The sequence below is a fragment of the Nocardioides sp. NPDC127514 genome, assembly GCF_040302125.1.
GTDB lineage: Bacteria > Actinomycetota > Actinomycetes > Propionibacteriales > Nocardioidaceae > Nocardioides.
The window spans coordinates 1-24,502 of the sequence record NZ_JBEORF010000046.1 but is presented as its reverse complement, the minus strand read 5'-3'; the positions used below and the strand labels follow the sequence as shown (position 1 = coordinate 24,502).

The 24,502-nt window shown below is 70.0% G+C and carries 30 protein-coding genes; 18 read left to right on the top strand and 12 right to left on the bottom strand.

Annotated elements, in window-relative coordinates; all coding sequences use genetic code 11:
• Positions 1 to 59 precede the first annotated feature (59 nt).
• The gene (locus ABTX24_RS27955) at positions 60 to 557 is read right to left on the bottom strand and encodes a beta-class carbonic anhydrase (protein ID WP_350844324.1); all 498 of its coding nucleotides are present in this window, start codon (positions 555 to 557) and stop codon (positions 60 to 62) included.
• A gap of 61 nt (positions 558 to 618) precedes the next feature.
• On the opposite strand from ABTX24_RS27955, the gene ABTX24_RS27950 reads away from it, so the two are divergent.
• Positions 619 to 2,640: a M3 family metallopeptidase gene (locus ABTX24_RS27950; RefSeq protein WP_350844322.1), complete on the top strand. Its 2,022-nt coding sequence runs from the start codon at positions 619 to 621 to the stop codon at positions 2,638 to 2,640.
• A 3-nt stretch (positions 2,641 to 2,643) separates the two neighbouring features.
• Here the strand turns inward: ABTX24_RS27950 and ABTX24_RS27945 are convergent, their stop codons facing one another.
• Positions 2,644 to 2,841, bottom strand: coding sequence for a hypothetical protein (locus ABTX24_RS27945; protein ID WP_350844320.1), 198 nt, complete (start codon positions 2,839 to 2,841; stop codon positions 2,644 to 2,646).
• Positions 2,842 to 2,913: 72 nt separating this feature from the next.
• Positions 2,914 to 3,489: a hemerythrin domain-containing protein gene (locus ABTX24_RS27940; protein ID WP_350844318.1), complete on the bottom strand. Its 576-nt coding sequence runs from the start codon at positions 3,487 to 3,489 to the stop codon at positions 2,914 to 2,916.
• A gap of 105 nt (positions 3,490 to 3,594) precedes the next feature.
• On the opposite strand from ABTX24_RS27940, the gene ABTX24_RS27935 reads away from it, so the two are divergent.
• The 4 genes from ABTX24_RS27935 (at position 3,595) to ABTX24_RS27920 (ending at position 5,479) form a co-directional block, all read left to right on the top strand.
• A complete protein-coding gene (locus ABTX24_RS27935) occupies positions 3,595 to 4,266 on the top strand; it encodes a helix-turn-helix transcriptional regulator (protein WP_160024235.1) in 672 nt (223 codons plus the stop codon).
• 188 nt (positions 4,267 to 4,454) lie between these two features.
• The gene (locus ABTX24_RS27930; protein WP_350844316.1) at positions 4,455 to 4,976 is read left to right on the top strand and encodes a sigma-70 family RNA polymerase sigma factor; all 522 of its coding nucleotides are present in this window, start codon (positions 4,455 to 4,457) and stop codon (positions 4,974 to 4,976) included.
• 28 nt (positions 4,977 to 5,004) lie between these two features.
• Entirely contained in the window at positions 5,005 to 5,151 is a 147-nt protein-coding gene (locus ABTX24_RS27925; RefSeq protein ID WP_160024233.1) for a hypothetical protein, read from the top strand.
• A 1-nt stretch (position 5,152) separates the two neighbouring features.
• Positions 5,153 to 5,479, top strand: coding sequence for a plasmid stabilization protein (locus ABTX24_RS27920; protein ID WP_160024232.1), 327 nt, complete (start codon positions 5,153 to 5,155; stop codon positions 5,477 to 5,479).
• 80 nt (positions 5,480 to 5,559) lie between these two features.
• Here ABTX24_RS27920 and ABTX24_RS27915 read toward each other — a convergent pair whose 3' ends face one another.
• Genes ABTX24_RS27915 through ABTX24_RS27905 form a run of 3 tightly spaced genes read right to left on the bottom strand, consistent with a single transcriptional unit; the run spans position 5,560 to position 6,900 of the window.
• Positions 5,560 to 5,826: a hypothetical protein gene (locus ABTX24_RS27915; protein ID WP_160024231.1), complete on the bottom strand. Its 267-nt coding sequence runs from the start codon at positions 5,824 to 5,826 to the stop codon at positions 5,560 to 5,562.
• Positions 5,823 to 6,047 (bottom strand): hypothetical protein, encoded by a 225-nt coding sequence (locus ABTX24_RS27910; protein WP_350844313.1) that lies wholly within the window; start codon positions 6,045 to 6,047, stop codon positions 5,823 to 5,825. The genes ABTX24_RS27915 and ABTX24_RS27910 overlap by 4 nt, the downstream gene beginning before the upstream one ends.
• A gap of 58 nt (positions 6,048 to 6,105) precedes the next feature.
• The gene (locus ABTX24_RS27905; RefSeq protein ID WP_160024229.1) at positions 6,106 to 6,900 is read right to left on the bottom strand and encodes a sigma-70 family RNA polymerase sigma factor; all 795 of its coding nucleotides are present in this window, start codon (positions 6,898 to 6,900) and stop codon (positions 6,106 to 6,108) included.
• A 180-nt stretch (positions 6,901 to 7,080) separates the two neighbouring features.
• On the opposite strand from ABTX24_RS27905, the gene ABTX24_RS27900 reads away from it, so the two are divergent.
• The 6 genes from ABTX24_RS27900 (at position 7,081) to ABTX24_RS27875 (ending at position 11,180) form a co-directional block, all read left to right on the top strand.
• The gene (locus tag ABTX24_RS27900) at positions 7,081 to 8,073 is read left to right on the top strand and encodes an NAD-dependent epimerase/dehydratase family protein (protein WP_350844311.1); all 993 of its coding nucleotides are present in this window, start codon (positions 7,081 to 7,083) and stop codon (positions 8,071 to 8,073) included.
• A gap of 59 nt (positions 8,074 to 8,132) precedes the next feature.
• A complete protein-coding gene (locus ABTX24_RS27895) occupies positions 8,133 to 9,095 on the top strand; it encodes a glycosyltransferase (protein WP_350844309.1) in 963 nt (320 codons plus the stop codon).
• 123 nt (positions 9,096 to 9,218) lie between these two features.
• Positions 9,219 to 9,461, top strand: coding sequence for a hypothetical protein (locus ABTX24_RS27890; RefSeq protein WP_350844307.1), 243 nt, complete (start codon positions 9,219 to 9,221; stop codon positions 9,459 to 9,461).
• Positions 9,462 to 9,500: 39 nt separating this feature from the next.
• Positions 9,501 to 9,644, top strand: coding sequence for a GPGG-motif small membrane protein (locus ABTX24_RS27885; RefSeq protein ID WP_168381108.1), 144 nt, complete (start codon positions 9,501 to 9,503; stop codon positions 9,642 to 9,644).
• A gap of 85 nt (positions 9,645 to 9,729) precedes the next feature.
• Positions 9,730 to 9,978 (top strand): metallothionein, encoded by a 249-nt coding sequence (locus ABTX24_RS27880; protein WP_160024225.1) that lies wholly within the window; start codon positions 9,730 to 9,732, stop codon positions 9,976 to 9,978.
• Between the two features lie 14 nt (positions 9,979 to 9,992).
• Complete coding sequence (locus tag ABTX24_RS27875) at positions 9,993 to 11,180, top strand: cytochrome P450 (RefSeq protein ID WP_350844304.1); 1,188 nt, start codon at positions 9,993 to 9,995, stop codon at positions 11,178 to 11,180.
• Position 11,181: 1 nt separating this feature from the next.
• On the opposite strand, the gene ABTX24_RS27870 is transcribed toward ABTX24_RS27875, so the two are convergent.
• Complete coding sequence (locus tag ABTX24_RS27870; protein WP_350718087.1) at positions 11,182 to 11,814, bottom strand: MerR family transcriptional regulator; 633 nt, start codon at positions 11,812 to 11,814, stop codon at positions 11,182 to 11,184.
• An 88-nt stretch (positions 11,815 to 11,902) separates the two neighbouring features.
• Here ABTX24_RS27870 and ABTX24_RS27865 point away from each other — a divergent pair, with 88 nt between their 5' ends.
• Positions 11,903 to 12,457, top strand: a complete 555-nt coding sequence (locus ABTX24_RS27865) for a DUF4188 domain-containing protein (RefSeq protein WP_350718085.1) — start codon at positions 11,903 to 11,905, stop codon at positions 12,455 to 12,457.
• Here ABTX24_RS27865 and ABTX24_RS27860 read toward each other — a convergent pair.
• The 5 genes from ABTX24_RS27860 to ABTX24_RS27840 form a co-directional block, all read right to left on the bottom strand.
• Positions 12,444 to 14,162: an MFS transporter gene (locus tag ABTX24_RS27860; protein ID WP_350844302.1), complete on the bottom strand. Its 1,719-nt coding sequence runs from the start codon at positions 14,160 to 14,162 to the stop codon at positions 12,444 to 12,446. The two genes, ABTX24_RS27865 and ABTX24_RS27860, sit on opposite strands and share 14 nt — an antisense overlap.
• Positions 14,159 to 14,866 carry an LppX_LprAFG lipoprotein gene (locus tag ABTX24_RS27855; RefSeq protein WP_160024221.1) on the bottom strand — a complete coding sequence of 236 codons (708 nt, stop codon included), beginning with the start codon at positions 14,864 to 14,866 and terminating at the stop codon, positions 14,159 to 14,161. The genes ABTX24_RS27860 and ABTX24_RS27855 overlap by 4 nt, the downstream gene beginning before the upstream one ends.
• A gap of 38 nt (positions 14,867 to 14,904) precedes the next feature.
• Positions 14,905 to 16,038 carry an FUSC family protein gene (locus ABTX24_RS27850; RefSeq protein WP_350844300.1) on the bottom strand — a complete coding sequence of 378 codons (1,134 nt, stop codon included), beginning with the start codon at positions 16,036 to 16,038 and terminating at the stop codon, positions 14,905 to 14,907.
• 124 nt (positions 16,039 to 16,162) lie between these two features.
• Positions 16,163 to 17,353 (bottom strand): MFS transporter, encoded by a 1,191-nt coding sequence (locus tag ABTX24_RS27845; RefSeq protein WP_350844298.1) that lies wholly within the window; start codon positions 17,351 to 17,353, stop codon positions 16,163 to 16,165.
• A gap of 122 nt (positions 17,354 to 17,475) precedes the next feature.
• Positions 17,476 to 18,399, bottom strand: a complete 924-nt coding sequence (locus tag ABTX24_RS27840; RefSeq protein WP_160024218.1) for a LysR family transcriptional regulator — start codon at positions 18,397 to 18,399, stop codon at positions 17,476 to 17,478.
• Positions 18,400 to 18,517: 118 nt separating this feature from the next.
• Here ABTX24_RS27840 and ABTX24_RS27835 point away from each other — a divergent pair, with 118 nt between their 5' ends.
• Genes ABTX24_RS27835 through ABTX24_RS27810 form a run of 6 tightly spaced genes read left to right on the top strand, consistent with a single transcriptional unit; the run spans position 18,518 to position 24,418 of the window.
• Positions 18,518 to 19,645: an FAD-dependent monooxygenase gene (locus tag ABTX24_RS27835; RefSeq protein WP_350844296.1), complete on the top strand. Its 1,128-nt coding sequence runs from the start codon at positions 18,518 to 18,520 to the stop codon at positions 19,643 to 19,645.
• A gap of 26 nt (positions 19,646 to 19,671) precedes the next feature.
• On the top strand, positions 19,672 to 20,649 hold the full coding sequence (locus tag ABTX24_RS27830) for a VOC family protein (RefSeq protein WP_350844295.1): 978 nt from the start codon (positions 19,672 to 19,674) through the stop codon (positions 20,647 to 20,649).
• Between the two features lie 9 nt (positions 20,650 to 20,658).
• A complete protein-coding gene (locus ABTX24_RS27825; protein ID WP_350844293.1) occupies positions 20,659 to 21,648 on the top strand; it encodes a fumarylacetoacetate hydrolase family protein in 990 nt (329 codons plus the stop codon).
• The gene (locus ABTX24_RS27820; RefSeq protein WP_350844291.1) at positions 21,645 to 22,361 is read left to right on the top strand and encodes an SDR family NAD(P)-dependent oxidoreductase; all 717 of its coding nucleotides are present in this window, start codon (positions 21,645 to 21,647) and stop codon (positions 22,359 to 22,361) included. Before ABTX24_RS27825 ends, ABTX24_RS27820 begins: the two co-directional genes overlap by 4 nt.
• Positions 22,362 to 22,388: 27 nt before the next feature.
• Positions 22,389 to 23,561 carry an alpha/beta hydrolase family protein gene (locus tag ABTX24_RS27815; protein ID WP_350844289.1) on the top strand — a complete coding sequence of 391 codons (1,173 nt, stop codon included), beginning with the start codon at positions 22,389 to 22,391 and terminating at the stop codon, positions 23,559 to 23,561.
• Positions 23,558 to 24,418, top strand: a complete 861-nt coding sequence (locus ABTX24_RS27810) for a cyclase family protein (RefSeq protein ID WP_350844287.1) — start codon at positions 23,558 to 23,560, stop codon at positions 24,416 to 24,418. The genes ABTX24_RS27815 and ABTX24_RS27810 overlap by 4 nt, the downstream gene beginning before the upstream one ends.
• The last annotated feature ends 84 nt before the right edge of the window (positions 24,419 to 24,502 follow it).

Below are 24,502 nucleotides of genomic sequence, written 5' to 3'. Positions count from 1 at the left end.
CGCGCATCGGGGTTTATACCGATTTCGTAGATCTCGACCCGCTTCGCGGGTTCGCCGGCTCAGATCTTCTGGTTGAGCAGACCCGTGTCGACGTCGTAGATGAACCCGCCGACCTTGACGTCCTCGGGGACGAACGGGTGCGAGCGCACCTTGGCGACGTCCTCGGCGAGCGCGCGGGCCTGGTCGTCGACGACGACGGTCAAGTCGAGCCAGGACGCGTCCTGGCCCGCGGACTCGGAGAGCTTGGTGCGCAGCTCGGCCTCGGTGTTGGAGGCGACCGCACAGCGGGTGTGGGGCACGATCAGGATGCGCTTGACGTTGAGGAGGTGCACGCCGAGCACCAGCGCCTCCATCGCCTGCGGGGTCACCCGGCCACCGGGGTTGCGGAAGATCTTGGCGTCCCCGAGGCTCAGTCCCAGCATGGCCAGCGGCTCGATGCGGGAGTCCATGCAGGTCACGATCGCCACTCCGGCGTGGGCGACGCCGTCGAAGCCGCCGGTGTCGAACGTGTCGGCGTAGGTCTGGTTCGCGGCAAGCAGGTCATCGAAATCGGCCATGACGTCAAGGTAGCCGATATCCGCGGGCCGTCCGCACGCTGTTTCAGATAGCGTGCGCGATGTGATCGATGCCCTACTCGAGCCCAGTGACCTGCCCCACCGCCTGCCCCGTTTCGCGGACATCTCGATCGAGGACTACGGCCCGGCGATCGAGCAGGGGATGGCCGAGCAGCTGGCCGCGCTGGCCGCGATCACGACCTCTGCCGAGGAGCCGACGTTCGAGAACACGCTGGTCGCTCTGGAGCGGTCCGGCGAGCGGCTGGACCGGGTCCTGCGGATCTTCTTCTCGCTGCTCTCCGCGGACTCCGACGACGATCTGGACGAGCTCCATGCTGCGTACGCTCCACGGCTGGCGGCCCACCACGACGCGCTGCTCCTCGACGACGCGCTCTTCGCCCGGGTGAACGCGGTCTATGAGAAGCGGGCCGAGCTGCAGGGCGAGGACCGCTATCTGGTCGAGCGCTACCACCGCGACTTCGTGCTCGCCGGTGCTGCGCTGGGGCCCACGGAGAAGGCACGCCTGCGGGAGCTCAACCAGGAGATCTCCGGGCTGGAGGCCGCGTTCGGACACGCGGCGCAGGCCGACTCCAACGACCTCGCCGTGGTCGTCGACACCGTCGAGGAGCTCGCCGGGCTGACCCCGGGGGAGATCTCCGCGGCCGCGGCGGCCGCCGAGGGCAGGGGACTGGCGGGCAAGTTCCTGATCACGCTGACCCTGTTCACCGCCCACCCCTACCTGTCGGTGCTGGAGAACCGGGAGCTGCGCCAGCGGCTGTTCGAGGCCCAGCTCGCCCGCGGCTCGCGCGGCAACGCCAACGACACCCGCGGCATCGCGCTCGACGCGCTGCGGCTGCGGGCGGAGAAGGCGCAGCTGCTCGGGTTCGACAGCTACGCCGGCCTGGTGACCGCCGACAACACCGCCGGCACCCCGAAGGCCGTCCGCGACATGCTGGAGCGGCTGGCGGCGCCGGCGGCTCGCAACGCCCGGGCCGAGCAGTCCGCGCTCGAGGCATCGGCGGGCGGACCGATCGAAGCCTGGGACTGGCCCTACTACGCGGAGAAGGTCCGGGTCTCGGAGTACGACGTCGACCTGGCCGTGCTGCGGCCGTGGTTCGAGGCCGACCGGGTGCTGCACGACGGCGTCTTCTTCGCCGCCGGCCGGCTCTACGGACTGACCTTCGAGGAGCGCCCCGACCTGCAGGGCTACCACCCCGAGGTACGCGTCTTCGAGGTCTCCCGCGACGGCGAGCCGATCGGCCTCTTCCTGCTCGACCTCTACACCCGGGACTCCAAGAAGGGCGGCGCGTGGATGAACTCCTACGTCACCGCCAACACGCTGCTGGGTGAGCCGTCGGCGGTCGTGACCAACAACCTCAACGTGCCCAAGCCGGCGCCGGGGGAGCCGACGTTGCTCACGTTCGACCAGGTCAACACGCTCTTCCACGAGTTCGGGCACGCGCTCCACGGGCTGCTCGCGCGGGCGACCTACCCGCGGTTCGCGGCGACGTCGGTCTACCGCGACTTCGTCGAGTACCCGTCCCAGGTCAACGAGATGTGGATGCTCTGGCCCGAGGTGCTCGCCAACTACGCCGTACATCACGAGACCGGTGAGCCGATCCCGGCCGACGTCCTCGGCAAGCTCGAGGCGTCCGCCACGTTCAACGAGGGGTTCGCGACCTCCGAGTACCTGGCCGCCGCGCTCATCGACCTCGCCTGGCACGAGCTCGGTCCGGCCGACGTACCGACCTCGCCGGAGGCGGTCGAGGAGTTCGAGGCGGCCGCGCTCTCGGCGGTCGGCCTGGACAACCCGGCGGTGCGGCCTCGCTACTACACGGCGTACTTCAAGCACATCTTCGGCGGCTACGCCTCGGCCTACTACTCCTACATCTGGTCCGAGGTCCTCGACGCCGACACGGTCGCGTGGTTCAAGGAGAACGGAGGCCTGACGAGGGAGAACGGCGAGGCGTACGTCCGTTACGTGATCGGCATCGGCGGCACTCGGGACCCGCTGGAGTCCTATGCGGAGTGGCGCGGCCGGCCGGCCCCGATCGCTCCGTTGCTGGAGCGCCGGGGCCTGGCCTGAGGGTCAGCGGTCCCGCGGATCCGCGGGACCGGCCCAGCTGGACTGCGGGTCGCTGGCGGGAAAGGTCTCTTCCTCGGTCTCGTCCTGGCGATCGCGCTCGGCGCCTTCCTCCTCGACCCGGTCCGGAGTGGGGAAGGGGATCGGAGCCTCGGTGCTCTCGTCAGCGCCGGTCACCGGGTCCTTGGTTTCCTTCTCGACCATGTTCTCTGCTCCCATCTGAAGACTTCGCTGCTGTCGTCGATGCCGTTCAGCATCCACTGTGCCACGGCCAGGTCAGGATCGGCTCAGCGCGTCCTTGACACGGTCCGCGATGGAGTGGAACGGCATGGTGGCCAACTGCTTGGGCACCGATCCGGCGGAGCCGGGGTGGGGGTGGGTCGGTGCGATGAGCTCGGTCGCGGTCAGGCGCTTGCCCATCATGTGGCGAGCCGTCTCGTCGATCGTGCTGAGGAGCAGCGGGAACTCGACACGCTCCTCCTCCTCGGCGTGCTGCTCGACGGCGATCTGGAAGATCGGGAAGGTCTCGTCGAACTCGGGGCTGTCGACGCCGACCTCCTCGAGCCGGGCCAGCATCTCGGTGGCCTCCTTCTCATCGGCGTTGAGCGCCTTGGCGAGCGTCTCGCCGCCATGGGTCGAGGTGACCGTGTGGACGACGATCTGCTCGGCGGTCTCGTGCACCGCGAGCAGGACCCGGAGGTCGTCGAACGCCTGGCGCTTGGCCGGGCCCTCGGAATTCGCCACCGTCGCGCAGAGCTGCCGGATGCCGGCGTGCTGCTGCAGCAGGATCCTGACCACGTCTCCCTCGGGTAGCTCGGAGGCCTTCTTGAGGTCTTCGGTCACGTGGGACATGGGCTGCTCCTGTCTCGGATGTCTGGACATAACCCCAGGTACCCACGGCGTGTTCTGCCCATACACCTGTCCAATCGACCACTGATCTGAGATGGTTCAGGTGTGATGAGGTCGGGCGTTGTGCAGGTCGCGGTGGTCAGCCCGCAGGAGGTTGTCGTGCGGGGGCTCGTGAGCATGCTCACGGACTTTCCCGACCGGGTGGTCGTGACCGCGCTTCCGTCGGTACGCAGCCGTGCGCCGGGCGTCGACGTGATCCTCTACGACACCTACGGTCTGTACCTGAGCGACGGCGCCGATCTGCAGCATCTGCTGCACGAGACCGACGCCGAGGTGCTGATCTTCAGCCGCGACATGCGCCCCGATCTGAGGGCCCAGGCCTACTCGCTGGGAGCCCGCTCCTGGGTATCGATGAGCGTGCACGCCGGTGATCTCGTACGCAGCATCGAGCTCGCCGCCGCCGGCGAGCCGATCGGCGAGCACGAGGACCCGATGGGCACGCTCGCCGGGCTCAGCACCCGTGAGGTCGAGGTGCTTGCCCTGATCACCCAGGGGCTGTCCAACAAGGAGATCGCCGAGAAGCTCGTGGTGAGCGTGAACACGCTCAAGAGCCACATCCGTCAGGCCTACCGAAAGATCGACGTCACCACCCGCAGCCAGGCGGTCAGTTGGGCGATCACCCACGGGTTCGCGCCGCCCGACGAGAATTCTCTGGAGCCGGGCGCATCGGTGGTGGCACGGATGGTTACCGATAGCGTATCGACAGAGCAGTCTGGGTGACTGCCGCCTGCCACGGCACGCCGGTGGACACCACGATTGTGCTGTCGGTGCCGCGGTCTCGGCAACGGACCCGGGACCGCGGTTCTAACCCTCAGGGGTGAGTGTGCTGTGGGGGTTGAGCTCACCCCTGGGGGCCATTTCTCTCCTGAGCAGGTGTCTTTCGCACGTCCGCGCGAAAGACTCGGGTCATGGATACGACACAGGATGCATCGCCGCTGCTCCCTCCTCAGCAGGAGGATCTGGTCGTACGCCACCTCCCGGTGGCACGCTCGCTTGCGGCCCGCTACTCGGGCCGCGGCGTCGAGGCCGACGACCTTCGCCAGGCCGCCCACATGGGACTGGTGAAGGCTGCTCGCCGCTATGACCCCGCCGAGGGCGAGTTCCTGAGCTATGCCGTGCCGATGGCCAAGGGCGAGATCCGCCACTGCTTCCGCGAGCTGGCCCGCTGCGTACGTCCGCAGGGTGTGGACGACGAGCTGCTCGAGCAGATGGGGGAGGCCGACCCCGGCTTCGACCGCGCCGAGGCGCGAGTCGTCGTCGCGGAGGCGATCGGCGATCTCCGTGAGGCGGACCTGATGATCCTGCAGCTGCGGTTCGTCGACGGTCTTTCTCAGGCCGAGATCGGCGAGCGGATCGGCGCCACCCAGGCGCAGGTCTCCCGCGCCCTGGCCCGGATCCTCCGCCGGATGCGGGTCGCCGTCGCCGCGTAACCGATGTATCGAGGGGGTACCGGAAGATATGACTACCCAAGCCGTCATCTTCACCGTGATCGGGGTGATCGTCGTCCTGGTCGGCGTTGCCGCCTGGCTCTACGACGCCCGCCGGAACAAGCGCGTCGCCGATGACGAGGAGCGCTTCGATCAGCCGAGAAAGAGGAGGAGCTGAGATGCCGCAACGTGCCTGGAGCAAGAAGCGAGAACGCCAGTACGAGCACATCAAGGAAGGTCTGCTCGAGCGCGGTGAGAACGAGGACACCGCCGAGGAGATCGCGGCTCGTACGGTGAACAAGGAGCGTGCCCGCGGGGGAGAGTCCCGCGAAAGCAGCCGCACCTCGACCAAGGACATCTCCTCAGGCCGCCGCGGTGGCTTGCGCAGCCACCGCGGCTCCGGCGGCCGGACCAAGGCCCAGTTGTACGAAGAGGCCAAGGACAAGAACGTCAAGGGGCGTTCGAAGATGAGCAAGGCCGAGCTCGAGAAGGCGGTTGGGCGCTAGTTCCGTTCTACGGAGACCTGTGGGCCGCCGACCCGTGATCGGGTCGGCGGCCCACAACTGTGTGCTGAGCCTGCAACCATCTACGGATGCGGCCGCGAGACGTACGCCGTCGAGGTCCGCTCGAACACGCCGTCGGCGTTGTCCGGAGGCGGGGTGGGGGCTCGGTGGTAGCCGGGTCGCCCGATCGGGAAGGTCTCGGACATCATGCCGATCCGCTCGCGGGCCAGACCCAGGGTGATGCCGGCTCCGTCACGCAGCTTCTCGTACGTGGCGGCGGGGTAGCGGCCGACGACGTAGCCGGCCACCCCACCCAGGGCGAAGGTGAAGAGGTTGCGTTTCGTCCTCACTTCTTCTTACCTCCCTTGACCTTTCGCAGCAGCGCCTCGGTGCCCTTCTTGCGGATGACCGTGGTGGCGACGGTGATCACGATCGGGACCGCGAAGGCGGCGACAGCCGTGAGCCGCTTGCCCCAGGACGACTCCTGCCACTTGGTCTTGGGCGTCGTGCCGTTCCACAGCGAGCGCTGAGCGTCCTTGGAGCGCTCGCCGGTGATCGTTGAGTACGTCATGCCAGATCTCCTTGTGTCGGGGTCGGCTTTCGTGTCCCGTACCCGCCGTGGGTGCGGGTCATGCGGCGAGTCCTACGCCTTCGAGCTGCTCACGGAGCTCGTCGATGATCCGGGTCAGGATCCGGGAGACCTGGGTCTGGGTGACTCCGATGGCCTCGCCGATCTCTGCTTGGCTGCGGTCCTCGATGAAGCGCAGCCTCACCACGAGCTGGTCACGCGGGCACAGCACGTGAATCGCCTGCTCCAGGGCCAGACGGGTCTCGCAGTCGGCGAGTCCGCCGTCGACTCCGGGCAGCATGTCGCCGATGGTCGCCTCGGCCGAGGACTGGGCCTCGCCCGGGCGCAGCGGAGCGTCCAGCGAGGACGGGGTGAAGCAACCGCGGGCATCGAGCGCCTCGCGTACCTTCTGCTCCGGCACGTGGGCGATCTCGGCCAGCTCGGAGGTGGGCAGGTTGCCTCGCTCCGACCCGATCCGCAGCAGCGTGCTCTGCAGCTCCTGGATGGGTCGCGGCGGCCGTACCGTCCAGCCGTGGTCACGGAACCAGCGCTTCACCTCCCCGCGGATCGTGGGTACCGCATAGGTGAGGAAGTCGTCGGCACGATCGGGGTGGAAGCTCTTCGCGGCCCGGACGAGGGCGATGTACGCCACCTGCTCCAGGTCCGCACGGGGGATGCCACGGCCGGTGTAGCGGTGGGCGATCGAGCGGGCGACCGCGGCGTTGAGGAGGATCACCTCCTCGAGGATCCGGTCCTGCTCCTCACCCTCCGCGGTGTGTGCCTTCGCCAACAGCTCTGAGGTCAGACGCTGTCGCTCGGCCCGGGGTAGGTCTGTCTCGAAAGTTGTCGTCGTCATGTGTAGGTAGTGCCCGACACGACCGTCTCCCAACGGCTTCTGCGCAAGGTTCACCCCGGCGGGTGTGGGTCGTAGGGGTCCGCAACCACCCCTGCGGGTGGTAAACGGGACGGCCGGGCTGGGACGAGCGGCTGCGGGTACCGGCAGGTGAAACGGACACACGCCCTGGGAGGAACACCGATGAACGCCTGGGAAGAGTCATTGCGCGGCGCCCGGGTGGTGGTCACCGGCGGGGCCGGATTCCTCGGATCGTGGGTGAGCGAGCGACTCCTGGACGCCGGGGCCCAGGTGTGGATCGTCGACAACCTGCTCACCGGCTCGGCCGACAAGATCGAGCACCTCTTCGGCCGCCCGGGTTTCGCGATCACCATCGCCGACGCCAGCCGATCGATCCCCGACCCCGGTAACGTCGACCTGGTGATGCACCTGGCCTGTCCGGCCTCTCCGGTGCACTACGAGCGGCTGCCTCTCGAGACGCTACGAGCGGCGAGCGAAGGTACGGTCAACGCACTCGAGCTGGCCGCCCGCCACAACGCCAGGTTCGTGCTCACCTCCACCTCCGAGGTCTACGGGGAGCCCGAGGAGCACCCCCAGCGCGAGGAGGACTGGGGCCACGTCAACCCGATCGGCGTACGCAGCGTCTACTACGAGGGCCAGCGGTTCGCGGAGGCGACCACGATGGCCTATGCCCGCGAGCGAGGCGTCGACGTCGCGGTGGCGCGCCTCTTCAGCACCTACGGCCCGCGGATGAGCCTCGATGACGGCCGGGTCGTGCCGACCTTCCTCGGCCAGGCCCTGAGCGGGGCTCCGCTGACGGTCGCGGGTGACGGCTCGCAGACCCGGTCCCTGTGCTGGGTCGAGGACACCGTCGAGGGACTTCTGCGGCTCGCCTGCGCCGACGTGGCGGGACCGGTCAACATAGGCAACGACCACGAGGTCACGATGCTCGAGCTGGCCCGGATGATCATCGAGCTGACCGGGTCCGAGTCGCGGATCCACCACGTGGCGCTGCCGACGGACGACCCGCACGTACGCCGCCCGGACCTGACCCGCGCGCGGCTGCTGCTCGGCTGGGAGCCGGAGATGCCGCTCGAGGAGGGGCTCAAGCGAACGGCGAGATGGCGCGAGGAGACGACCTCGACGGCGGCAGCAGACGCAGAACCGGTGCGCTGACCTCGGAACTTGTCCTGATTCGCCGCATCACCACAGGGCGTCCCGGGCACCGAGAGGGAATGAGAATCCTGATCTGGCACGTACACGACTCCTGGACGAGGGCGTTCGTGCACGGTCGCCACGACTATCTCCTCCCGACCACGCCCGACCGCGGCCCCGACGGTCTCGGCCGCGCCAGCACATGGGACTGGCCGCCGGCAGCCCGCGAGGTGAGCAGCGAGGCCCTCGCGGACGAGGAGATCGACGTCGTCGTCCTGCAGCGGCCGCACGAGGTCGAGCTGGCCGAGCGGTGGCTCGGCGGTCGGCGCCCGGGTCGGGACCTGCCCGCTGTCTACGTGGAGCACAGCACTCCCGTCGGCGCGGTCCCCGACACGCGCCACCCGATGGCGGGCGGCGGTGTCCCGATCGTCCACGTCACCGGATTCAACGACCTCCTCTGGGACTGCTCGGGCACCCCTACCACCGTGATCGAGCACGGCATCGTCGATCCGGGCCGCCGCTACACCGGCGACATCGAGCGCGCCGGAGTGGTCGTCAACGATCCCGTACGCCGAGGCCGCTCGGTCGGCGCCGACCTGATCCCGGCGCTGGCCGAGGGCGTCGGCGCCGACGTCTTCGGCCAGCGCGTCGAGCGCCTGCCGTCCTACGACGGGCTGCGGACGTACGAGGACCTGTCGCAGCAGGATCTGCACGATCATCTCCCGCGACGTCGCGTCTACGTCCACCTCAACCGCTGGACCTCGCTGGGGCTCTCGCTGATCGAGGCGATGCACCTCGGTATGCCGGTCGTCGCCCTGGCCACGACCGAGACCCCGCTCGCGGTGCCGCATGAGGCCGGGTTCGTCACCACCCGCCGCGACGAGATCGTCCCGGCCGTACGCCACCTGATGAAGGATCCCGACGTCGCCGAGGAGGCCGGGCTCATCGGGCGCCGGCACGCGAGAAGGCGCTACGGCCTGGAGCGGTTCCTCGAGGAGTGGGACGACGTGCTCCGGTGGGTCGCCACCGACAGCGCTCGGTGATACCGCGTCCGATATCGCCCGGACGCGAGCCGATCTTCCGTTCCGGACGGAGGGTTTGCGGGCGCGCGAGTTGGGTACCGGGCGGAGTGTAGGAACGAAAAAACCTCATGAGGAGTGATCCGCATGACCACGAAGAGCGCTGAGACTGGAGTCGTCACGGGTACCCCTGACAAGGACTACAACCTCATCTGGTTCGCCGAGGCATGCCTGAACAACGCGCTGCGTCTGGACACCTACATCGAGGACGCGCGCCGCTCGAAGGACACCGAATTGGAAGACCTGTTCGTTCGCGCGCAGGCCAACTCCGTGCAGGGTGCCGAGGAGGCGAAGGCCCTGCTCCGTAGCCGCTTGGACGACAAGGTCTGAGCATCCCCCGCAACAACTACACACTGAGGTGAGATCCACATGGCACTAATTCTCTGGCTGATCGCGGCAGTCCTGGTTATCGGCGGCATCCTGGCCCTGGTACGCGGCCAGATCCTATGGGGAGCAGTCCTCATCATTGTCGGCCTGTTGGTCGGCCCTGGTGGGGTCAGCATCTTCACCTAGACACCATGCGGCCCGGGCCCTCGAGGGCCCGGGCCGCGTGGCGTCCGGCGTGAAGTCCGGTACGAAGCAAGGAAAGGACCGAACCATGGGTAAGTGCGTCACGTGCGGCAACGACTACGACGAGAGCTTCGAGGTGACGACGGCTTCGGGTGAGCACCACGTCTTCGACTCGATCGAGTGTGCTGTGGCGGTGATCGCGCCCGTGTGCGTCAACTGCGGCACCCGCATCCTCGGGCACGGGGTGCAGAACGAGGAGCACGTGTTCTGCTGCGCCCACTGTGCCCATTCGGTCGGCGTGACGGGTGTGAGCGACCGGGTCACCAGCGGTTCCTGACGGGAGGCGACCGGATGTCCCGCGATCTCGCCGCGGACCTGCTCCGGCACGGCTACCACGCGATCCCCGACGCTCGGCGACGGGCCGGCGACCCGCCGGTCTGCCCCGTCAAGCTCCTCGGGGACGATGCCGTCGTCGTGAGCGGTCCTGCCTCCGTACGCCGCTTCTACGACCCCCGGCTCATCCGCCGCTCCGGTGCGGTGCCCCAACCTTTGGCCACGCTGCTCTTCGGCCGTGGCGCCGTCCACGGACTCGACGGTGAAGAGCACCAGCACCGCAAGGGGCAGTTCCTCGGCCTGCTCGACGATGCCGCTGCCTCGACGCTCGAGGATCTGGTACACCACCACCTCGACACAGCGATTCGGGAACGCCACGGGGAGACGGCGAGCGTGTTCCACCTGCTGTCCGAGGTCTACGCCCGCGCGGTCCTGGCATGGGCCGGCATCTCGGTGCGCCACCCCGACAGGGTCGGGCGTCGGCTGGCCGGGATCGTCGACGGGTTCGGGGTCTCCGGCCCCTCCTACGCGAGAGCGTGGGCGGCCCGGCTGTGGGCCAACCGCTGGGCCCGGGGGCTCATCCGGGAGGCGCAGTCGGCCACTACGCAGCCCACCACGCCGGTGGAGACCATCGCCACCTGGCGGGACCCGGAGGGCGAGCTGCTGCCGGTTCCGGTGGCGGCGGTGGAGCTGCTCAACGTACTGCGGCCCGCGGTCGCCGTGGCCTACCTCGGCACCTTCGCCGTCCAGACCCTCGACGACGAACCCGCGCTGCGCCCGATGCTCGCCGAGGATCCCGGTCGACGCCACGCCTTCACCCAAGAGGTACGCCGCATCTTCCCGTTCGTTCCGGCGCTCGCCGGCATCGCGCGCCAGCACGGCGACTGGGACGGCCAGATCGTCCCGCAGGGGAAGCGGGTCGTCCTCGACGTACCCGGGACCAACCTGGACCCGGCCTCGTGGTCCGCGCCGTACACGTTCTCGACCGAGCGGTTCCTCGGCCGAGAGGTCGACGAGTTCGAGCTGGTGCCGCAGGGCGGGGGAGACCCCGCCGAGGGTCACCGGTGCCCCGGCGAGCCGTCGACGATCGCGATGATCTCGGCAACCGCCGAGGTCTTCGCCGCCGCTCCCTGGAGCGTGGTCGAGCGCGGAAGCACCTATCCGCGGATCCCCGCCCGCGAGCGGCTCCGCGTCCGGATCGGGTAGATCAGCGGCGCCCGGCGAACCGCAGGGCACTGTGGTGCTCGTGGGCCAGTCGGCGCAGGCAGAGGAGGAACTCGCCGAGGACCACCTGACCCACGACCATCTGCTCCATCATCGCCTCGCGGTCTTGGGTGTCGTCGATCTGGCCGAGCTCGTAGGCAGCGATCGCATCGACGAGGGGAAGATAGGTCGCCGCGCCCTCGGGGTCGGTCGGCAGACCGCTGTCGAGGATGACCTCGATGATGCCAGCGAGATGGTCGCGCTCGGGGGCATCCGCCCTGACCTCGGTCCACCCCGCTTGGGCGACGATCTGGTCGGCGAGCTCGCGGGTGTGATCACCCCGGGACACGGGGACGGTCGTCTCGATGCGGAGCGCGTCACAGGCCTTGCCGAACATGTCGTGCACAGACGCGGTGCGGTCCTGGGTCGCGTCGACCAGTGCCTTGAGCGCCCCGACGGGGACGGCGCCCACATCGCGTAGCACGCGGAGCAGGCGAAGGCGGCGTACGTGCTGGTCGTCGTAGTCGGCCAGACGCTCGGAGAGCTTTTTGCCGGGGGAGAGGAGGCCCTCGCGCACGTAGTACTTGATGGTCGCGACGCTCACGCCGGTCGAGTCGGCAAGCTCGGAGATCCGCATCGTTCCTCCGTGAAAGGGTTGACGGCACTGTTGGATAGGAGCACTATCCTAGACTAGATACTAATGCTATCCAGTCAGGAGGACGGCCATGTCGAAGATTGCCCGGGGCTATCGAGGGGCTCCCGAGAACGTCCCGGACGGCGTCACGCCCGGCCACAGCGTCGCCGACGTCGGCACCGACGAGGTCGTCGTGTTCCTGATCGGGATGCGCATCCACCGCTGGCACAAGGTGCGCAGCTGGTTCCCAGCGTTCGTCGGGATGCCCCGGATGCTCGCCGAGCTCGCCAAGAACCCTGACCTCGGGCTGCTCTCGGCGCGCAGCTACTGGTCGGGGCGCGTGCTGATGACGGTGCAGTACTGGCGCAGCGTCGAGGACCTGGGCCGGTTCGCCAAGGACCCGTCCCTCACGCACGCTCCCGCCTGGGCGGCCTTCAACCGGCGCGCGGCCTCGACCGGCGACATCGGGATCTGGCACGAGACCTACCGGGTCCCCGGCGACCAGGTCGAGACGCTCTACGGCAACATGCCGGCCTTCGGCCTGGGTGCCGCCCTCGGGGCCATCGAGCGCGCATCCGGACGGCGGAACGCGACCCACGAACGGATGGGCTCGACCCGCCCGGAGTACGTCCCTACAGCGCGGTGACGGTCTCGGTGGGGGAGAGCGCCCGGGTGGGCGCTCCTCGCAGGAGCACCACGGAGAGCAGGGCCGCGATCCCCGCGCAGACAGCGGCGCCGGCGAAGACGGTGTGCTCCTGGGCGATGGCGGCGCCGATGAGCAGGTCCTGATACTCCTCGCACATGCCGCCGCCGGTGCACACCGACGACAGCGACGGCAGGTCGGCCTGGGCGGCGTAGTAGCTGCGCAGGCCGATCGTGGTCAGCGCCGAGATGCCGACCAGCATCCCGACCATGCGGGCCACCACGGTGAAGGAGGTGGTCAGGCCGTGCATCGACTGCTCGGTCGTGGCCAGGATCGCCGCGTTGACCGGCGCCAGGGCGAGGCCGAAGCCGAGGCCGCCGGCGACGAGCACGACGGTCGCCGACAGCGAGCGCAGCGCGTCGGCGTCCCAGCGGGCCATGAACACGAACGCCACCGCGGCCAGCAGCATCCCGGCACCCGCGATCACGCCCGCCGGCAGCCGCCGGGTCAGGAAGCCTCCCGCGATGGCACCCACGGGCAGTGCGACCAGGAACTCGAGCAGCACCAGGGCCGCTTTCAGCTGGCTGTCGCCGTAGATCGTGGTGCGGGCGAAGAGCGGTACGTCGATCAGCGCCGCCACGAGCGCGGCGCCGACGAAGAACGAGATCAGCACCGAGCCCCACGCGGGCGTGCGGGCGAACGCGCCCCGGGGCACGATCGGGTCCTGCGCCCGGCGCAGGTGGAAGACGAACCCGAGCAGCGCCAGCCCGCCGGCGACCAGGTACCAGGTGCCCTGCTCGGAGAAGACCGCGACCTCGGGGTCGGCGGTCGCGAAGGCCAGGATCACCCCGGCCAGGGCGAACGAGAGCAGCAGCGCCCCGAGGAGGTCGACCTCGGCGGCGATCCGGCCGAGCACGCGGCGTACGCCCGGCCGCAGGCCGCACTTCACCAGGAACCCGAGGGTGGCGATGATCGTGACCAGCCCCAGCGGGGTCAGCCAGCGCGTCGATCCGGCCGCGGGCACGTAGAGCGCGCCCCAGGTCAGGTCCTGGACCAGGGCGGTCGGCTCGACCGCCAGCAGCACGAACGCGGCGCCGGCGACCAGCAACAGCAGCATTGCGATCAGGTCCGGTCGCCGTGGACGATCCCGGACGGAGTCCGCTCGGCCCAGCTTCCGGATCGCCACCGCGAGCACGACGCCCACCACGAGGTTGAGCCCGAAGATCGCCCGCCAGTCCGCGACGGCGAGGACGGCCGCGCCGATGAGCGGCCCGAGCACGGAGCCGAGCTCCTGGACCGCCGAGACCAGCCCGAGCGGAACCCCGCGCCGCTCAGCGGGGTAGAGCACTGCGACGAGCGCGAGGGTCGCCGGTACGAGTGCGCCACCGCCCAGCCCCTGGAAGAACCGGCCGACGACCATCGCGGCCAGGTCCCACGACAGGGCGGTCAGGAACGAGCCGAACGCGAAGACGACCAGCCCGCCGACGAGCACCGGCAGGTGCCCGAGCAGGTCGGCGAGGCGGCCGATCAGCGGCAGCACCGCCACATAGCCCAGCAGGAACCCCGAGATCAGCGGTGCCGCCCGCTGCAGCTCCTCGATCGAGAGCCCGACGCCCGCCATCATGTCCGGCAGCGCCAGCACCACGACGTAGGTGTCCGCGGCGGCGAACGCCACCGCGATCGCGGCGAGCCAGAGAACGGCTCTCACGGCTTGGTGATCTCCTTCTCGACGCCGTACTCGGTCACGTCGATCGTGTAGGAGTACGCCGCCTCGCCCTCACCGCTGAAGTTGCCCTCGATGGTGGCCTCGGTGAGCTCGTCGGAGTCGTTGATGATGTAGGTGACGTCGAAGTCGCCGGTCGCGCCCGCGAGGATCTTCTGGACCGCGGTGTCCGGGAGCGTGCCGGTGTAGGTCGAGAGGATCTCGTCGTTGTCGGCGCCGCCGCGTACGGACTTGCCGATCTTCACGTCCTCGGTCGCGGCGAGCAGCGAGGAGATGCCCGTCTCCGGAGCGATCAGCGCGGCCGGGTCGGGCACGCCGTAGTCGGCCGGGTCGAGCTCCTGGAACGCGGTCGTGAACGGCAGCTTCGCGTAGACGACGCCGTCGACCGAGACCACCTCGACCTGCGCCTCCGTGCCCATCACCGGCACGGTCAGCGTGCCCTCGAAGGCGGGCTCGCGGGTCAGTGTCCCGGTCGCCGCCTTCAGCGTGGTGATGCCCTCGGGAAGGTCGTCGGAGGCGATCGAGAAGTTGATCCCGCTCGTCTCGTCGAGGTGCTTCTGCGCCGCCGCGAGCACCTGTTTCGGCGTACGTCCCTTGGCCGGGTCCTCGTCGCCGCACGAGGTCATCACGAGAAGCGCGGCCAGAAGGGCGACGAGAGCGAAGGCGAGGCGTGGCAGGCTCAGGGGCATGCGGGTCAGAATGCCACGCCCCGCAACCATCTTGCTGTTCAGGTGGCGTAATCAGCGGCGCTGACCGGGCGCGGCGTCTCCAGGCAGCGCCGGATGGTGGTGACGATGCTGCCGGCGGTGAAGAGCTCGTCATCTGGGGAGTCGCCCGCACGTACGTCATGGATCTGGTCGACAAGTGCCGACAAGGCGTCCTGGGCGTCCGCCTTTGCCCCGGGATCCGCGGTGCGCCCGTCTCCTGACTCGACCAGGTCGGCGAGAGCGAGCAGAGCCCGTGCGGTGTGCGGCCGCAGCTCTGGGCCGAGCCCGACCTGGTCGTTCTCCGCCCGTTCCTCCTCTTCGAGGAGCTGGGTGAGCTCCTCGACCAGGACGCACACTCTCTCCAGGACGGCCGCCTGCTCGAGCTGTCGTTCCAGGCGAAACCGGTGGGGTCCCCGACGCCTGTTGGCGCGGGCCGCTTCAAGGACGAGCTGTCGTGCGGCGCGCATGTTCTGCGCGGCCGGCTCCAGCTGTGCCCGATGGTCGCTCCATTCGTTCTCCGTCGGTGGCCCGTGCTCGTGCAGCGCGCGTGCCAGCCGTCGGAGCTGGACGAGCACCTCCGCACGCACGTCACTGATCGACCGCTCCATCGGGGCGAGTGGAAGCTGTGGGAAGAGCATCGTCATCAGGACCCCGATGGCGGCCCCGATCAGGGTGAGTCCGCCGAAGGCGCTCACGAACGCCACCGGGTTCTCGGTCCCGATGATCAGGACGAACAAGGCTGCCGTCGGTACCCAGCGGCCGGTGTCGTCGAGCCAGCCCCAGGTCCCCGCTATCGTTCCCACCGCGATCACCAGCGCCACCGTCGCGGGACTGGGGGAGAGCACGGCCCCGACGGCCAGCGCGATCGCCGATCCCAGCCAGATGCTGACGACGCTCTGGATGGACTTGCGCACCGAGCGCATCACGGTCGAGGACATGGCGACCACGGCGCCCAAGGGCGCGTAGTACGGGAACTCGCCAGCCGGCCGCGGGAAGACCGCACCGACCCAGAAGGCGATGGCTCCTGCGGCCGCCGTCGTCAGGGCTGGTCCCCAGGGAAGCCGACCGACCCGCGCTCGGAAGCGAGCCGATCGCTCCGTCTCGGGCAGGTCCGTCTTCGTCCCGGCACGCGTGGCCGCGGTCGAACGCGACATCACCTGACGATGCGGCGCTCAGGGCGGACGGTTCGGCCGGCGACCGTGACGACGACAGATGTGACGGCAGTTGTCATGACCCGCTCGGTACCCCGGCGGATGCCGGTTCATAACCTCATCCGGATCAGGCGGCGAGGGCTACGTCGCGGGTGAGGACGCGGCGGGTGAGGAGGGCGAGGAGTAGAGCGACGGCGCCCACGAGGACGACGGCGGCGCCGAGGCCGCCGAGGGCACCGGTGAAGGCGACGACCAGGAGCGGGCAGACGAACTCGCCGAGGAAGAGGGCAGCGGTCCACAGGCCCGTACCGCGACCGCGCTGCTCGAAGGTGAGGCCGGACTGGGCCCAGACGAGCAGGGTGGGCAGCATCAGGCCGGTGCCTGCCGAGGCGATGACCGCGCCGAGCACGATGACCGGCACCACCGAGGTGGTACCCAGCACGACCAGACCGATCCCGGCCAGCCCGAAAGCGATCGGCAGCAATGCGGCGGTGCCGCGACCGGAGACCCGGCCGAAGGCGTACGCACCGCCGGCGGTGGCGAGGGAGGCCAGCGCGGTGAACGCGCCGATCGCCGGGACGGCGGTGATGCCGGCCGCGTCGAGCAGGTAGGGGAGCTCCACGATCGGGGTGTAGAAGACGATGCCGCCGACGACCGTGATCGCACAGGGCAGCGCGAGGGCGCGGACGGGCAGCGGCGGGAGCGGGGCACGCTTCCCGGTGGAGGTGGTCTCGCCAGCGGGCTGCCAGATGAGCGCCGCGGCGAGGACGAGGAAGAGCAGGCTGGAGGCGTAGAGCCAGAACGGGGTGCGCCAGTCCTGGGCACCCAGTGCGCCGCCGAGGGCGAAGAAGACGGTGGCCGACAGTGCCGCGAAGACGGTCTGCATGCCGAGCCAGCGGTCGCGCTCTGTGCCGGAGAAGTAGTCGGAGATCAGCGTCGTGCAGCAGGTCATGATCGCCGCCTCGGCGACACCGACCCCCGCGCGGCTGAGGACGATCGCGCCCAGTCCGTCCAACCACAGCGGCGCGGTGCCGAAGACGGTGTAGACCGCCAGTCCGGTGAGCAGCAGCCGCTTGCGCCCGAACGTGTCCACGATGCGGCCCGCGAACGGCGCCAGCAGCGCGATCATCAGCGCCGGGGCGGTGAGGGAGAGCGGGACAAGCGCGGTCGCGGCACCGCTGTGGCCGAAGTGGTCCTGCATCCGGGGCAGGACGGGAGCGAGCAGCACGGCGCCGAGGACGGGCAGGCAGCTCATGAACATCAGCAGGAAGCCCTGCGTGCGGCCGGCTTGCCGGACGGGCGTGAGGGTGTCGGACATGGGGTCTCCATGGATCAGGCCGAGATCGTGTGACAGCAGTCACAGCATCGTGGGAGATCCGGGAGGTATTGCGGAAGCCAAACCTGCTTCTGCCGGGTATCAGCCTCGTCGATACCCGACGGTCAGTCCGCCTCCAGCCGCGCGGCGGCACGCGTCATCATCCGGCGCAACCAGCCGTGGGCCGGGTCGGCGCGGTGGGCGGGGTGCCACCAGAACGCCTCCTTCAGCGGGACCACGTCCCACGGGCAGTCGAGGATGCGTACGCCGGCGGCGCCCGCCAGCCGGGTGGCGAGCTGGCGCTGCAGGAGGGCGACGCGTGGGGTCCCGGCGACCAGGAACGGCACCGGGAGGAAGCTCTCGGTCACCACATGGACGTCAGGCTCGACCCCGATCATGCTGAGCTGGCGTACGGCCGGGGTGAACGCGGTCGGGGCGTGGTGGGTGACGACCCAGGGCATCTCGGCGAGCTCCGCCATCGTGATCGTCTCGCCGACGGCGTCGTTGTCGGCGGACACGACCAGCACCCAGCCGTCGGTGTGCAGTTCGACGGCGGGCTGGTCCTGCAGGAAGCCGTGGGGGAGGATCAACCCGTCCACGTGTCGCAGCGACTCCGGCGCCTGGTCGACGTCATCGTGGGTCTGCATCTGGAACCGGAGGCGTACGCCGGGGGCCTCGCGGGCCAGCTCGGTGGCGAGATGGTCGCCGAGGACGGTGGTGGAGTAGTCGGAGGCGACCACGGTGAACTCGCGGGTCGAGGTCGCCGGGTCGAAGCCCGGCTCGGCCTCGAAGACGCGGCGTACGCCGGCCAGGGCCGTCGTGGTGGTCCCGCGCAGCTGGGTGGCCAGGGGAGTGAGGTCGTAGCGGTTGCCGGTGCGGACGAGGAGGTCGTCGCCGAAGTGGCGCCGAAGGCGCCGCAGCGCGGCCGAGACCGCGGGCTGGCTCAGCCCGAGCCGTGCGGCTGCGCGGGTGACGTTGCGCTCCTCGAGCAGTGCGTCCAGGGAGAGCAGCAGGTTGAGGTCGAGGTTGCGGAGCGGATCGGTCGCCATGGCGTCTGACTATAAACGCCGTGTATAGGCGGGATAGGAAATCTGCTCTTCCCGAATAGTTGCGTGCGGTTCAGAGTGGTGCTCGTCACTCCACCATCTCGCACATCAGGGAGATCTCATGCCCGCCATCAGCTCGGTTCTCGTCATCGGTGCCGGAACCGCCGGGACGGCGACCGCCATCCTGCTCGCCGAGCGGGGCGTCTCCGTCGACCTCGTCGACGCCAAACCGGACCTCTCCGCCCTCGGCTCCGGGATCACCCTGCATGGCAACGCGCTGCGGGTGCTCCGCGACCTCGGCGTGTGGGAGCAGGTGCGCGCCGAGGGCTACGGGTACGACACCCTCGGGCTGCGTGCACCGGACCCGGCCGGCGCGCTGCTGGTCGAGCTCGAGGACCACCGCACCGGCGGTCCGGACCTGCCGGCGACGATGGGGATGTACCGGCCCGCCCTCGCCCGGATCCTCCTCGACCGCGCCGTCGCGGCCGGCGCCAAGGTGCGCTTCGGGATCGCACCGACCGGCATCGAGCAGGACGAGACGGGCGTCGACGTCACCTTCGCTGACGGGTCGCACGGGCGCTACGACCTCGTCGTCGGCGCCGACGGGGTGCGGTCGTGGACACGTCGGGCGATCGGCATCGACGTCGAGCCCGAGTCGGTGGGCATGGGCATCTGGCGAGCGTTCACGCGTCGACCGGCCGAGGTCACCCGCACCGACCTCTTCTACGGCGGACCGTCCTACATCGCGGGCTACTGCCCGACCTCGGAGGAGAGCCTCTACGCCTACGTCGTCGAGCCGGCCCAGGACCGGAGCGGGCTGTCGGCCGAGGAGGGACTGGCGGTGATGCGCGAGCTGGCCGAGACGTACCACGGGCCGTGGGACCAGATCCGCGCGTCCCTGACCGACGCCGAGCGGGTCAACCACACCCACTTCGAGAGCCACGTCATCGACGGCCCCTGGAACCGGGGCCGGGTCGTCGTCATCGGCGACGCCGCGCACAGCTGCCCGCCGACGCTCGCCCAGGGCGCCGCCCAGGCGCTCGAGGACGCCGCCGTGCTCGCCGAGCTGCTCACCGCTGCCGACGATCTGGCCGCCGTCTGGCCCGCGCTCACCGAGCGCCGGCTGCCCCGTGCGCGGGCCGTCGTCGAGGCCTCGCTCCAGCTATGCACCTGGCTGAAGGCGCGCGAGCGCGGTGACGTACCCGGGCTGATGGCCCGCGTCGCCGCCCTCGTCACCCAGCCCGCCTGACCACCCCATCTCACGAGGAGAACACCGTGACCGACCCAGTGACCGAGACCATCATCGAGACCCCGCCCGCCGAGCGGCTGATCACCCACCTGCGCCACGTCGACCTGGCCGTGCCCGACTACGAGCGGCAGCTGGAGTTCTACACGAACACCTGGAAGCTCAAGGCCGAGACGACCGACAGCGGCCTGGCGTTCCTTGCTGCGGAGGGCTCTCCGGAGCACTACTCCGTCCGCCTGCGCCGCGCCGACGACAAGCGCCTGGACCTGATCGCGTTCGGTGCGGCCAGCCCGGCCGACGTGGACGCGATGGCCGAGCGGCTCGGCCGTGCCGGGGTGAAGCTCGTCAGCGAGCCGGGCCCGGTGCTGACGCCGGGCGGTGGCTACGGCTTCCGCTTCTTCGACAACGACGGACGTACGGTCGAGGTCTCCTGCGACGTCGCCGTGCGGCAGCACCGCCAGATCGAGGAGGGCGAGGCGGTCCCGGTCAAGCTCTCCCATGTCGTCATCAACTCGCCCAACCCCGAGCAGACCGTGGCGTTCTACCAGCGCCACCTCGGCTTCGCGCTCTCCGACACCCTGATGCACCCGCGGCTGGGCTCGATGATGTGGTTCCTGCGTACGAACCGGTTCCACCACAGCCTCGCGATCGCCCGCGGGCCGCACGTCGCGCTGCACCACGCCTCGTTCGAGATGCGTGGCCTGGACGAGTACATGCGCGGCACCGGGCGGCTGCTGCGGGCCGGCGTGGAGAAGATCTGGGGGCCGGGGCGGCACCTGGCCGGCAACAACACCTTCAGCTACTTCCTGGACCCGCACGGCAACACCGTCGAGTACACCACCGAGCTCGAGGAGCTCGTCGAGGACAACTGGCACCCGCATCTGTACGACTTCAGCGACCCCGAGGTCTCCGACCAGTGGGGCACCGCCAACCCGATGGACGAGCTGATCGCCGGCAAGTCCTTCAACGACCCGGACAAGGGCGTCTTCGTCGCCCCGCCGGTCTGAGGAGGGCCGATGAAGCTCGCCACGTATCTCGACCAGGGCCTGCGGGTGCCGCGCGTCGGGCTGGTCACCGACGAGGGCGTGCATCCGTTCGCCGTCCGGCACACGATGCGCTCGCTGATCGAGGCCGGACGCGACGTCCTCGACCGCGCCGCCGACCACGCCCGGGCGACGGAGCCCCTCGACCTCGCCGAGGTCGAGCTGCTTGCGCCCCTGGAGCCTGCCTCGGTCCGCGACTTCGTCGCCTTCGAGGAGCACGTCGAGGGCGTACGCCGCTCGGTCGACGGCGCCGTCGGCGTCCCCGACGCCTGGTACGACGCTCCGGCCTTCTACTTCACCAACCCGCACGCGATCCTCGGCCCGGAGGCCGAGGTCCCGTTCCCGGCAGCCTGTGAGGCCCGGGACTTCGAGCTCGAGGTCGCCGCTGTCGTCGCCGCAGAAGGCCGGTCCGTCCCGCCCGAGGAGGCCGGGGCGTACGTCTTCGGCTACACGATCCTCAACGACTGGTCGGCCCGTGACCTGCAGGGCCGCGAGATGCAGGTCGGTCTCGGGCCGGCCAAGGGCAAGGACTTCGCCACCACGCTGGGACCGTGGATCGTGACGGCCGACGAGCTGGATCCCTACCGCGACGAGGACGGCTTCCTCGACCTGCTGTGCACGGTGTCGGTCAACGGTGTCGAGGTCGGCCGCGACCGGCTCTCGAACGTCGGCTGGACCTTCGAGACGATGATCGCGTACGCCTCTCGCGACTCCCGCGTCGTCGCCGGTGACGTCCTCGGCTCGGGCACCGTCGGCAACGGCGGGTGCCTGGCCGAGCTGTGGGGCCGTCATGGCTCGCAGGAGCCGAAGCCGCTCCAGCCCGGTGACGTGGTCACCCTCGAGGTCGAGGGGATCGGCACCCTCACCAACACCGTCGGCGTCGCGCCGCCCGCTCCCGAGCTGCCGCCGGTGCGTCGCCGCGGCGGTGACGAGCGCGCGGCTGTTCGAGAGGGTCCCCGATGAGCTCGCTGGCCGGACGTACGGTCGTCGTCACCGGGGCCGCCTCGGGTATCGGGGCGGCGGTCGCGGCCGCTGTGGCGACTCAGGGCGGCACGGTGGTGGGCCTGGACCGCGAGCCCGGTTCCGGCGTGCGGACGTTCGACGTCCGCGACGAAGGCGCCTGGACCGAGCTGGGGGACCAGCTCGCCGGGCCCGTACACGGACTGGTGAGCTGTGCCGGGGTGACCCGGCGTGCCCGGGTCGGAGCGGCGAGCGTCGCCGACATGCGAGACGCCCACGACGTCAACGTGATCGGGCCGCTGCTCGGGATCCAGGCGCTGACTCCGTTGATGCCATCCGGTGCGTCGATCGTCACCATCGGGTCGCTCGCCGCGCTGCAGGGGCACTACCCGGTGGCGTACACGACCAGCAAGTGGGCGGTCCGCGGGCTCACCCACACGGCAGCACTCGAGCTGGGGGAGCGCGGGATCCGGGTCAATGCCGTGCATCCCGGCTTCATCGAGACCGCCATGACCGCCTCCGCCTCGCCCGCCTTCCGGGACGCCTCCGTGGCCGCGACCCCGCTCGGCCGGGTCGGCACGCCTGACGAGGTGGCGTCGGTGGTGGTCTTCCTGCTCGGTGACGGCGCGGCGTACGTCACCGGTGCCGAGATCCCGGTCGACGGCGGGGTCGCCTCGCACGCCGGCGCCAAGGCCGTCTCCGACGCCCTGCGCTGAGAATCATCCATCAGAAGAGGACAAGAGATGTTCGAGTACTTTCCCGGCAACTACGTGTGGAACCTGGGTGTGGTCGCCACGCTCAACTCCGGCGGCCTGATCGACGAGGTCGACCGTGCCTGCCGGCCGCTCAAGGAGCTGGCCGCGCAGGGCTCCGACGTGGGCACGACCGAGTTCATGGCCGCCTGGCGCGGTGTCGCCGACCAGCTCGAGGAGCAGGCGAGCGAGGCCGAGAAGGCCGGCCACCGGCGTACGGCCGGGCAGAAGCTCTTCCGCGCCTCCGTCTACGTCTCCCAGGCCGAGCGGATGCAGAGCGCGAAGGACCCGGGCCGCAACGCCGAGTACCAGCGCAGCGTCGACCTGCTGGTCCGCTCCTTCGAGCTGCTCGACCAGCCGACGGTGAAGGTCGCGATCCCGTACGTCGAGGACGGCCGCGAGACCAGCCTGCCCGCCTACTTCCACCCGGCTCATCGGGACGGGACGCCGGCGCCCGTGATGATCGTGTGGAACGGCCTCGACTCGACCAAGGAGATGATGGTCGGCGCCGGCGTCCACACCGAGCTCGCGGCTCGCGGCATCTCGACGCTGATGGTCGACTGCGGCGGCGCCGGGGAGGCGCTGCGTCTCGACGGCCTCACCGCGCGCGTCGACACCGAGGCCTGGGCCGCGGCCTGCGTCGACTGGCTCGAGACGCGCTCGGACGTGCGCGCGGACCGGATCGGGCTGGTGGGCTGGTCGCTGGGTGGCTACTACGCGCCTCGCGCCGCGGCGTACGAGAAGCGGCTGGCGCTGTGCGTGGCCTGGGGTGCCAACCACGACTGGGGCGCGGTGCAGAAGCGCCGGCTGCAGCGGGAGGGTGAGAACCCGGTGCCGCACTACTGGGACCACGTGCTGTGGGTGTGGGGGCAGCCCGACATCGACACGTTCATCGACTTCGCGGAGTCGATCAAGCTCGACGGTGTCGTCGAGGAGATCACGGTGCCGTTCCTCATCGCTCACGGTGAGAACGACCGCCAGATCCCGCTGTCCTACGCGCATCGCTCCTACGACCAGGCGGTCAACAGCCCCAAGCGCGAGCTGCGGATCTTCACGCCCGAGGAGGGCGCCACCGAGCACATCGGCCTGGACCACTTTCCGCACGTGATCGGCTTCATCGCCGACTGGGTCGCCGACACCTTCGCCGAGCTGGACGCCTCGTGACCGTCCTGGATCGGGCTGATCCCGAGGGTGAGATCGCAAAGACGGTCGCCCGAGTCTCCAATTGGGGACGCTGGGGCGAGGACGACGTCCGCGGGACGATGAACTTCCTCACGGATCAGAAGAGGGTCGAGGCCGCGGGGCTGGTGCGGACCGGGCGGTCCTACTCGCTCTCGCTGCCCTTCGACATGGACGGGCCGCAGAACGGCTGGCGGCGGCGTACGAATCCGGTGCACACCATGCTCGACACCGGCACCGACGCGGTGGCCGGTATCCAGGGGTTCCCGCACGGGATCGGTGGCGCGGACGACGTGATCGCGATGCCGCTGCAGTGCTCGACCCAGTGGGACGGGCTCGGTCACATCTTCGACCACGGGCGGGCCTGGAACGGCCGCCCGGCGGAGTCGGTGGTCACCTCGCTGGGCGACGGTGTCACCGGGATCGAGACGGTCGCCGACGTGGTCTGCGGCCGCGGGGTGCTGCTCGACGTCGGCCGCGCGGTCGGGACCGACGGAGAGCTCCCCGACGGCTTCGCCATCACCGAGGAGCACCTGGAGCGCACCATCGCCGCCCAGGGTGCCAGCGCGGCGGTGGGTCGCGGCGACATCGTCGTCGTACGCACCGGACAGCTCTCCCGCGCCCGCCGGGGCGTCGCCGCAGGCGATGGCTGGGGCGGCTACGCCGGGGGAGCGGCCCCCGGCCTCTCCTTCACCACCGCCGACTGGCTGCACCGCACCGAGATCGCCGCGATCGCCACCGACACCTGGGGTTTCGAGGTGCGGCCCAACGAGTTCGACGAGGCCTTCCAGCCGCTGCACCAGGTCGCGATCCCACACCTCGGTCTCTTCCTGGGCTACTAGAGGATTCCCGTAGGACCGGCGTCCGGCCAGACTCGGTCCAGGTGTCCGGTGGGTTCGCTCTCTATTGGGCTGCCCACTCGCCCG

What these genes read in the sequence shown, in the direction of transcription:
- ABTX24_RS27870 (WP_350718087.1), bottom strand. Translation starts at nt 11,814, where the DNA reads ATGCGGATCTCCGAGCTTGCCGACTCGACCGGCGTGAGCGTCGCGACC.
- ABTX24_RS27940 (WP_350844318.1), bottom strand. Translation starts at nt 3,489, where the DNA reads ATGTCCCACGTGACCGAAGACCTCAAGAAGGCCTCCGAGCTACCCGAG.
- ABTX24_RS27890 (WP_350844307.1), top strand. Translation starts at nt 9,219, where the DNA reads ATGACCACGAAGAGCGCTGAGACTGGAGTCGTCACGGGTACCCCTGAC.
- ABTX24_RS27905 (WP_160024229.1), bottom strand. Translation starts at nt 6,900, where the DNA reads ATGACGACGACAACTTTCGAGACAGACCTACCCCGGGCCGAGCGACAG.
- ABTX24_RS27820 (WP_350844291.1), top strand. Translation starts at nt 21,645, where the DNA reads ATGAGCTCGCTGGCCGGACGTACGGTCGTCGTCACCGGGGCCGCCTCG.
- ABTX24_RS27935 (WP_160024235.1), top strand. Translation starts at nt 3,595, where the DNA reads ATGAGGTCGGGCGTTGTGCAGGTCGCGGTGGTCAGCCCGCAGGAGGTT.
- ABTX24_RS27900 (WP_350844311.1), top strand. Translation starts at nt 7,081, where the DNA reads ATGAACGCCTGGGAAGAGTCATTGCGCGGCGCCCGGGTGGTGGTCACC.
- ABTX24_RS27835 (WP_350844296.1), top strand. Translation starts at nt 18,518, where the DNA reads ATGCCCGCCATCAGCTCGGTTCTCGTCATCGGTGCCGGAACCGCCGGG.
- ABTX24_RS27895 (WP_350844309.1), top strand. Translation starts at nt 8,133, where the DNA reads ATGAGAATCCTGATCTGGCACGTACACGACTCCTGGACGAGGGCGTTC.
- ABTX24_RS27855 (WP_160024221.1), bottom strand. Translation starts at nt 14,866, where the DNA reads ATGCCCCTGAGCCTGCCACGCCTCGCCTTCGCTCTCGTCGCCCTTCTG.
- ABTX24_RS27845 (WP_350844298.1), bottom strand. Translation starts at nt 17,353, where the DNA reads ATGTCCGACACCCTCACGCCCGTCCGGCAAGCCGGCCGCACGCAGGGC.
- ABTX24_RS27955 (WP_350844324.1), bottom strand. Translation starts at nt 557, where the DNA reads ATGGCCGATTTCGATGACCTGCTTGCCGCGAACCAGACCTACGCCGAC.
- ABTX24_RS27920 (WP_160024232.1), top strand. Translation starts at nt 5,153, where the DNA reads ATGCCGCAACGTGCCTGGAGCAAGAAGCGAGAACGCCAGTACGAGCAC.
- ABTX24_RS27925 (WP_160024233.1), top strand. Translation starts at nt 5,005, where the DNA reads ATGACTACCCAAGCCGTCATCTTCACCGTGATCGGGGTGATCGTCGTC.
- ABTX24_RS27945 (WP_350844320.1), bottom strand. Translation starts at nt 2,841, where the DNA reads ATGGTCGAGAAGGAAACCAAGGACCCGGTGACCGGCGCTGACGAGAGC.
- ABTX24_RS27815 (WP_350844289.1), top strand. Translation starts at nt 22,389, where the DNA reads ATGTTCGAGTACTTTCCCGGCAACTACGTGTGGAACCTGGGTGTGGTC.
- ABTX24_RS27880 (WP_160024225.1), top strand. Translation starts at nt 9,730, where the DNA reads ATGGGTAAGTGCGTCACGTGCGGCAACGACTACGACGAGAGCTTCGAG.
- ABTX24_RS27910 (WP_350844313.1), bottom strand. Translation starts at nt 6,047, where the DNA reads ATGACGTACTCAACGATCACCGGCGAGCGCTCCAAGGACGCTCAGCGC.
- ABTX24_RS27840 (WP_160024218.1), bottom strand. Translation starts at nt 18,399, where the DNA reads ATGGCGACCGATCCGCTCCGCAACCTCGACCTCAACCTGCTGCTCTCC.
- ABTX24_RS27865 (WP_350718085.1), top strand. Translation starts at nt 11,903, where the DNA reads ATGTCGAAGATTGCCCGGGGCTATCGAGGGGCTCCCGAGAACGTCCCG.
- ABTX24_RS27875 (WP_350844304.1), top strand. Translation starts at nt 9,993, where the DNA reads ATGTCCCGCGATCTCGCCGCGGACCTGCTCCGGCACGGCTACCACGCG.
- ABTX24_RS27885 (WP_168381108.1), top strand. Translation starts at nt 9,501, where the DNA reads ATGGCACTAATTCTCTGGCTGATCGCGGCAGTCCTGGTTATCGGCGGC.
- ABTX24_RS27850 (WP_350844300.1), bottom strand. Translation starts at nt 16,038, where the DNA reads ATGTCGCGTTCGACCGCGGCCACGCGTGCCGGGACGAAGACGGACCTG.
- ABTX24_RS27930 (WP_350844316.1), top strand. Translation starts at nt 4,455, where the DNA reads ATGGATACGACACAGGATGCATCGCCGCTGCTCCCTCCTCAGCAGGAG.
- ABTX24_RS27825 (WP_350844293.1), top strand. Translation starts at nt 20,659, where the DNA reads ATGAAGCTCGCCACGTATCTCGACCAGGGCCTGCGGGTGCCGCGCGTC.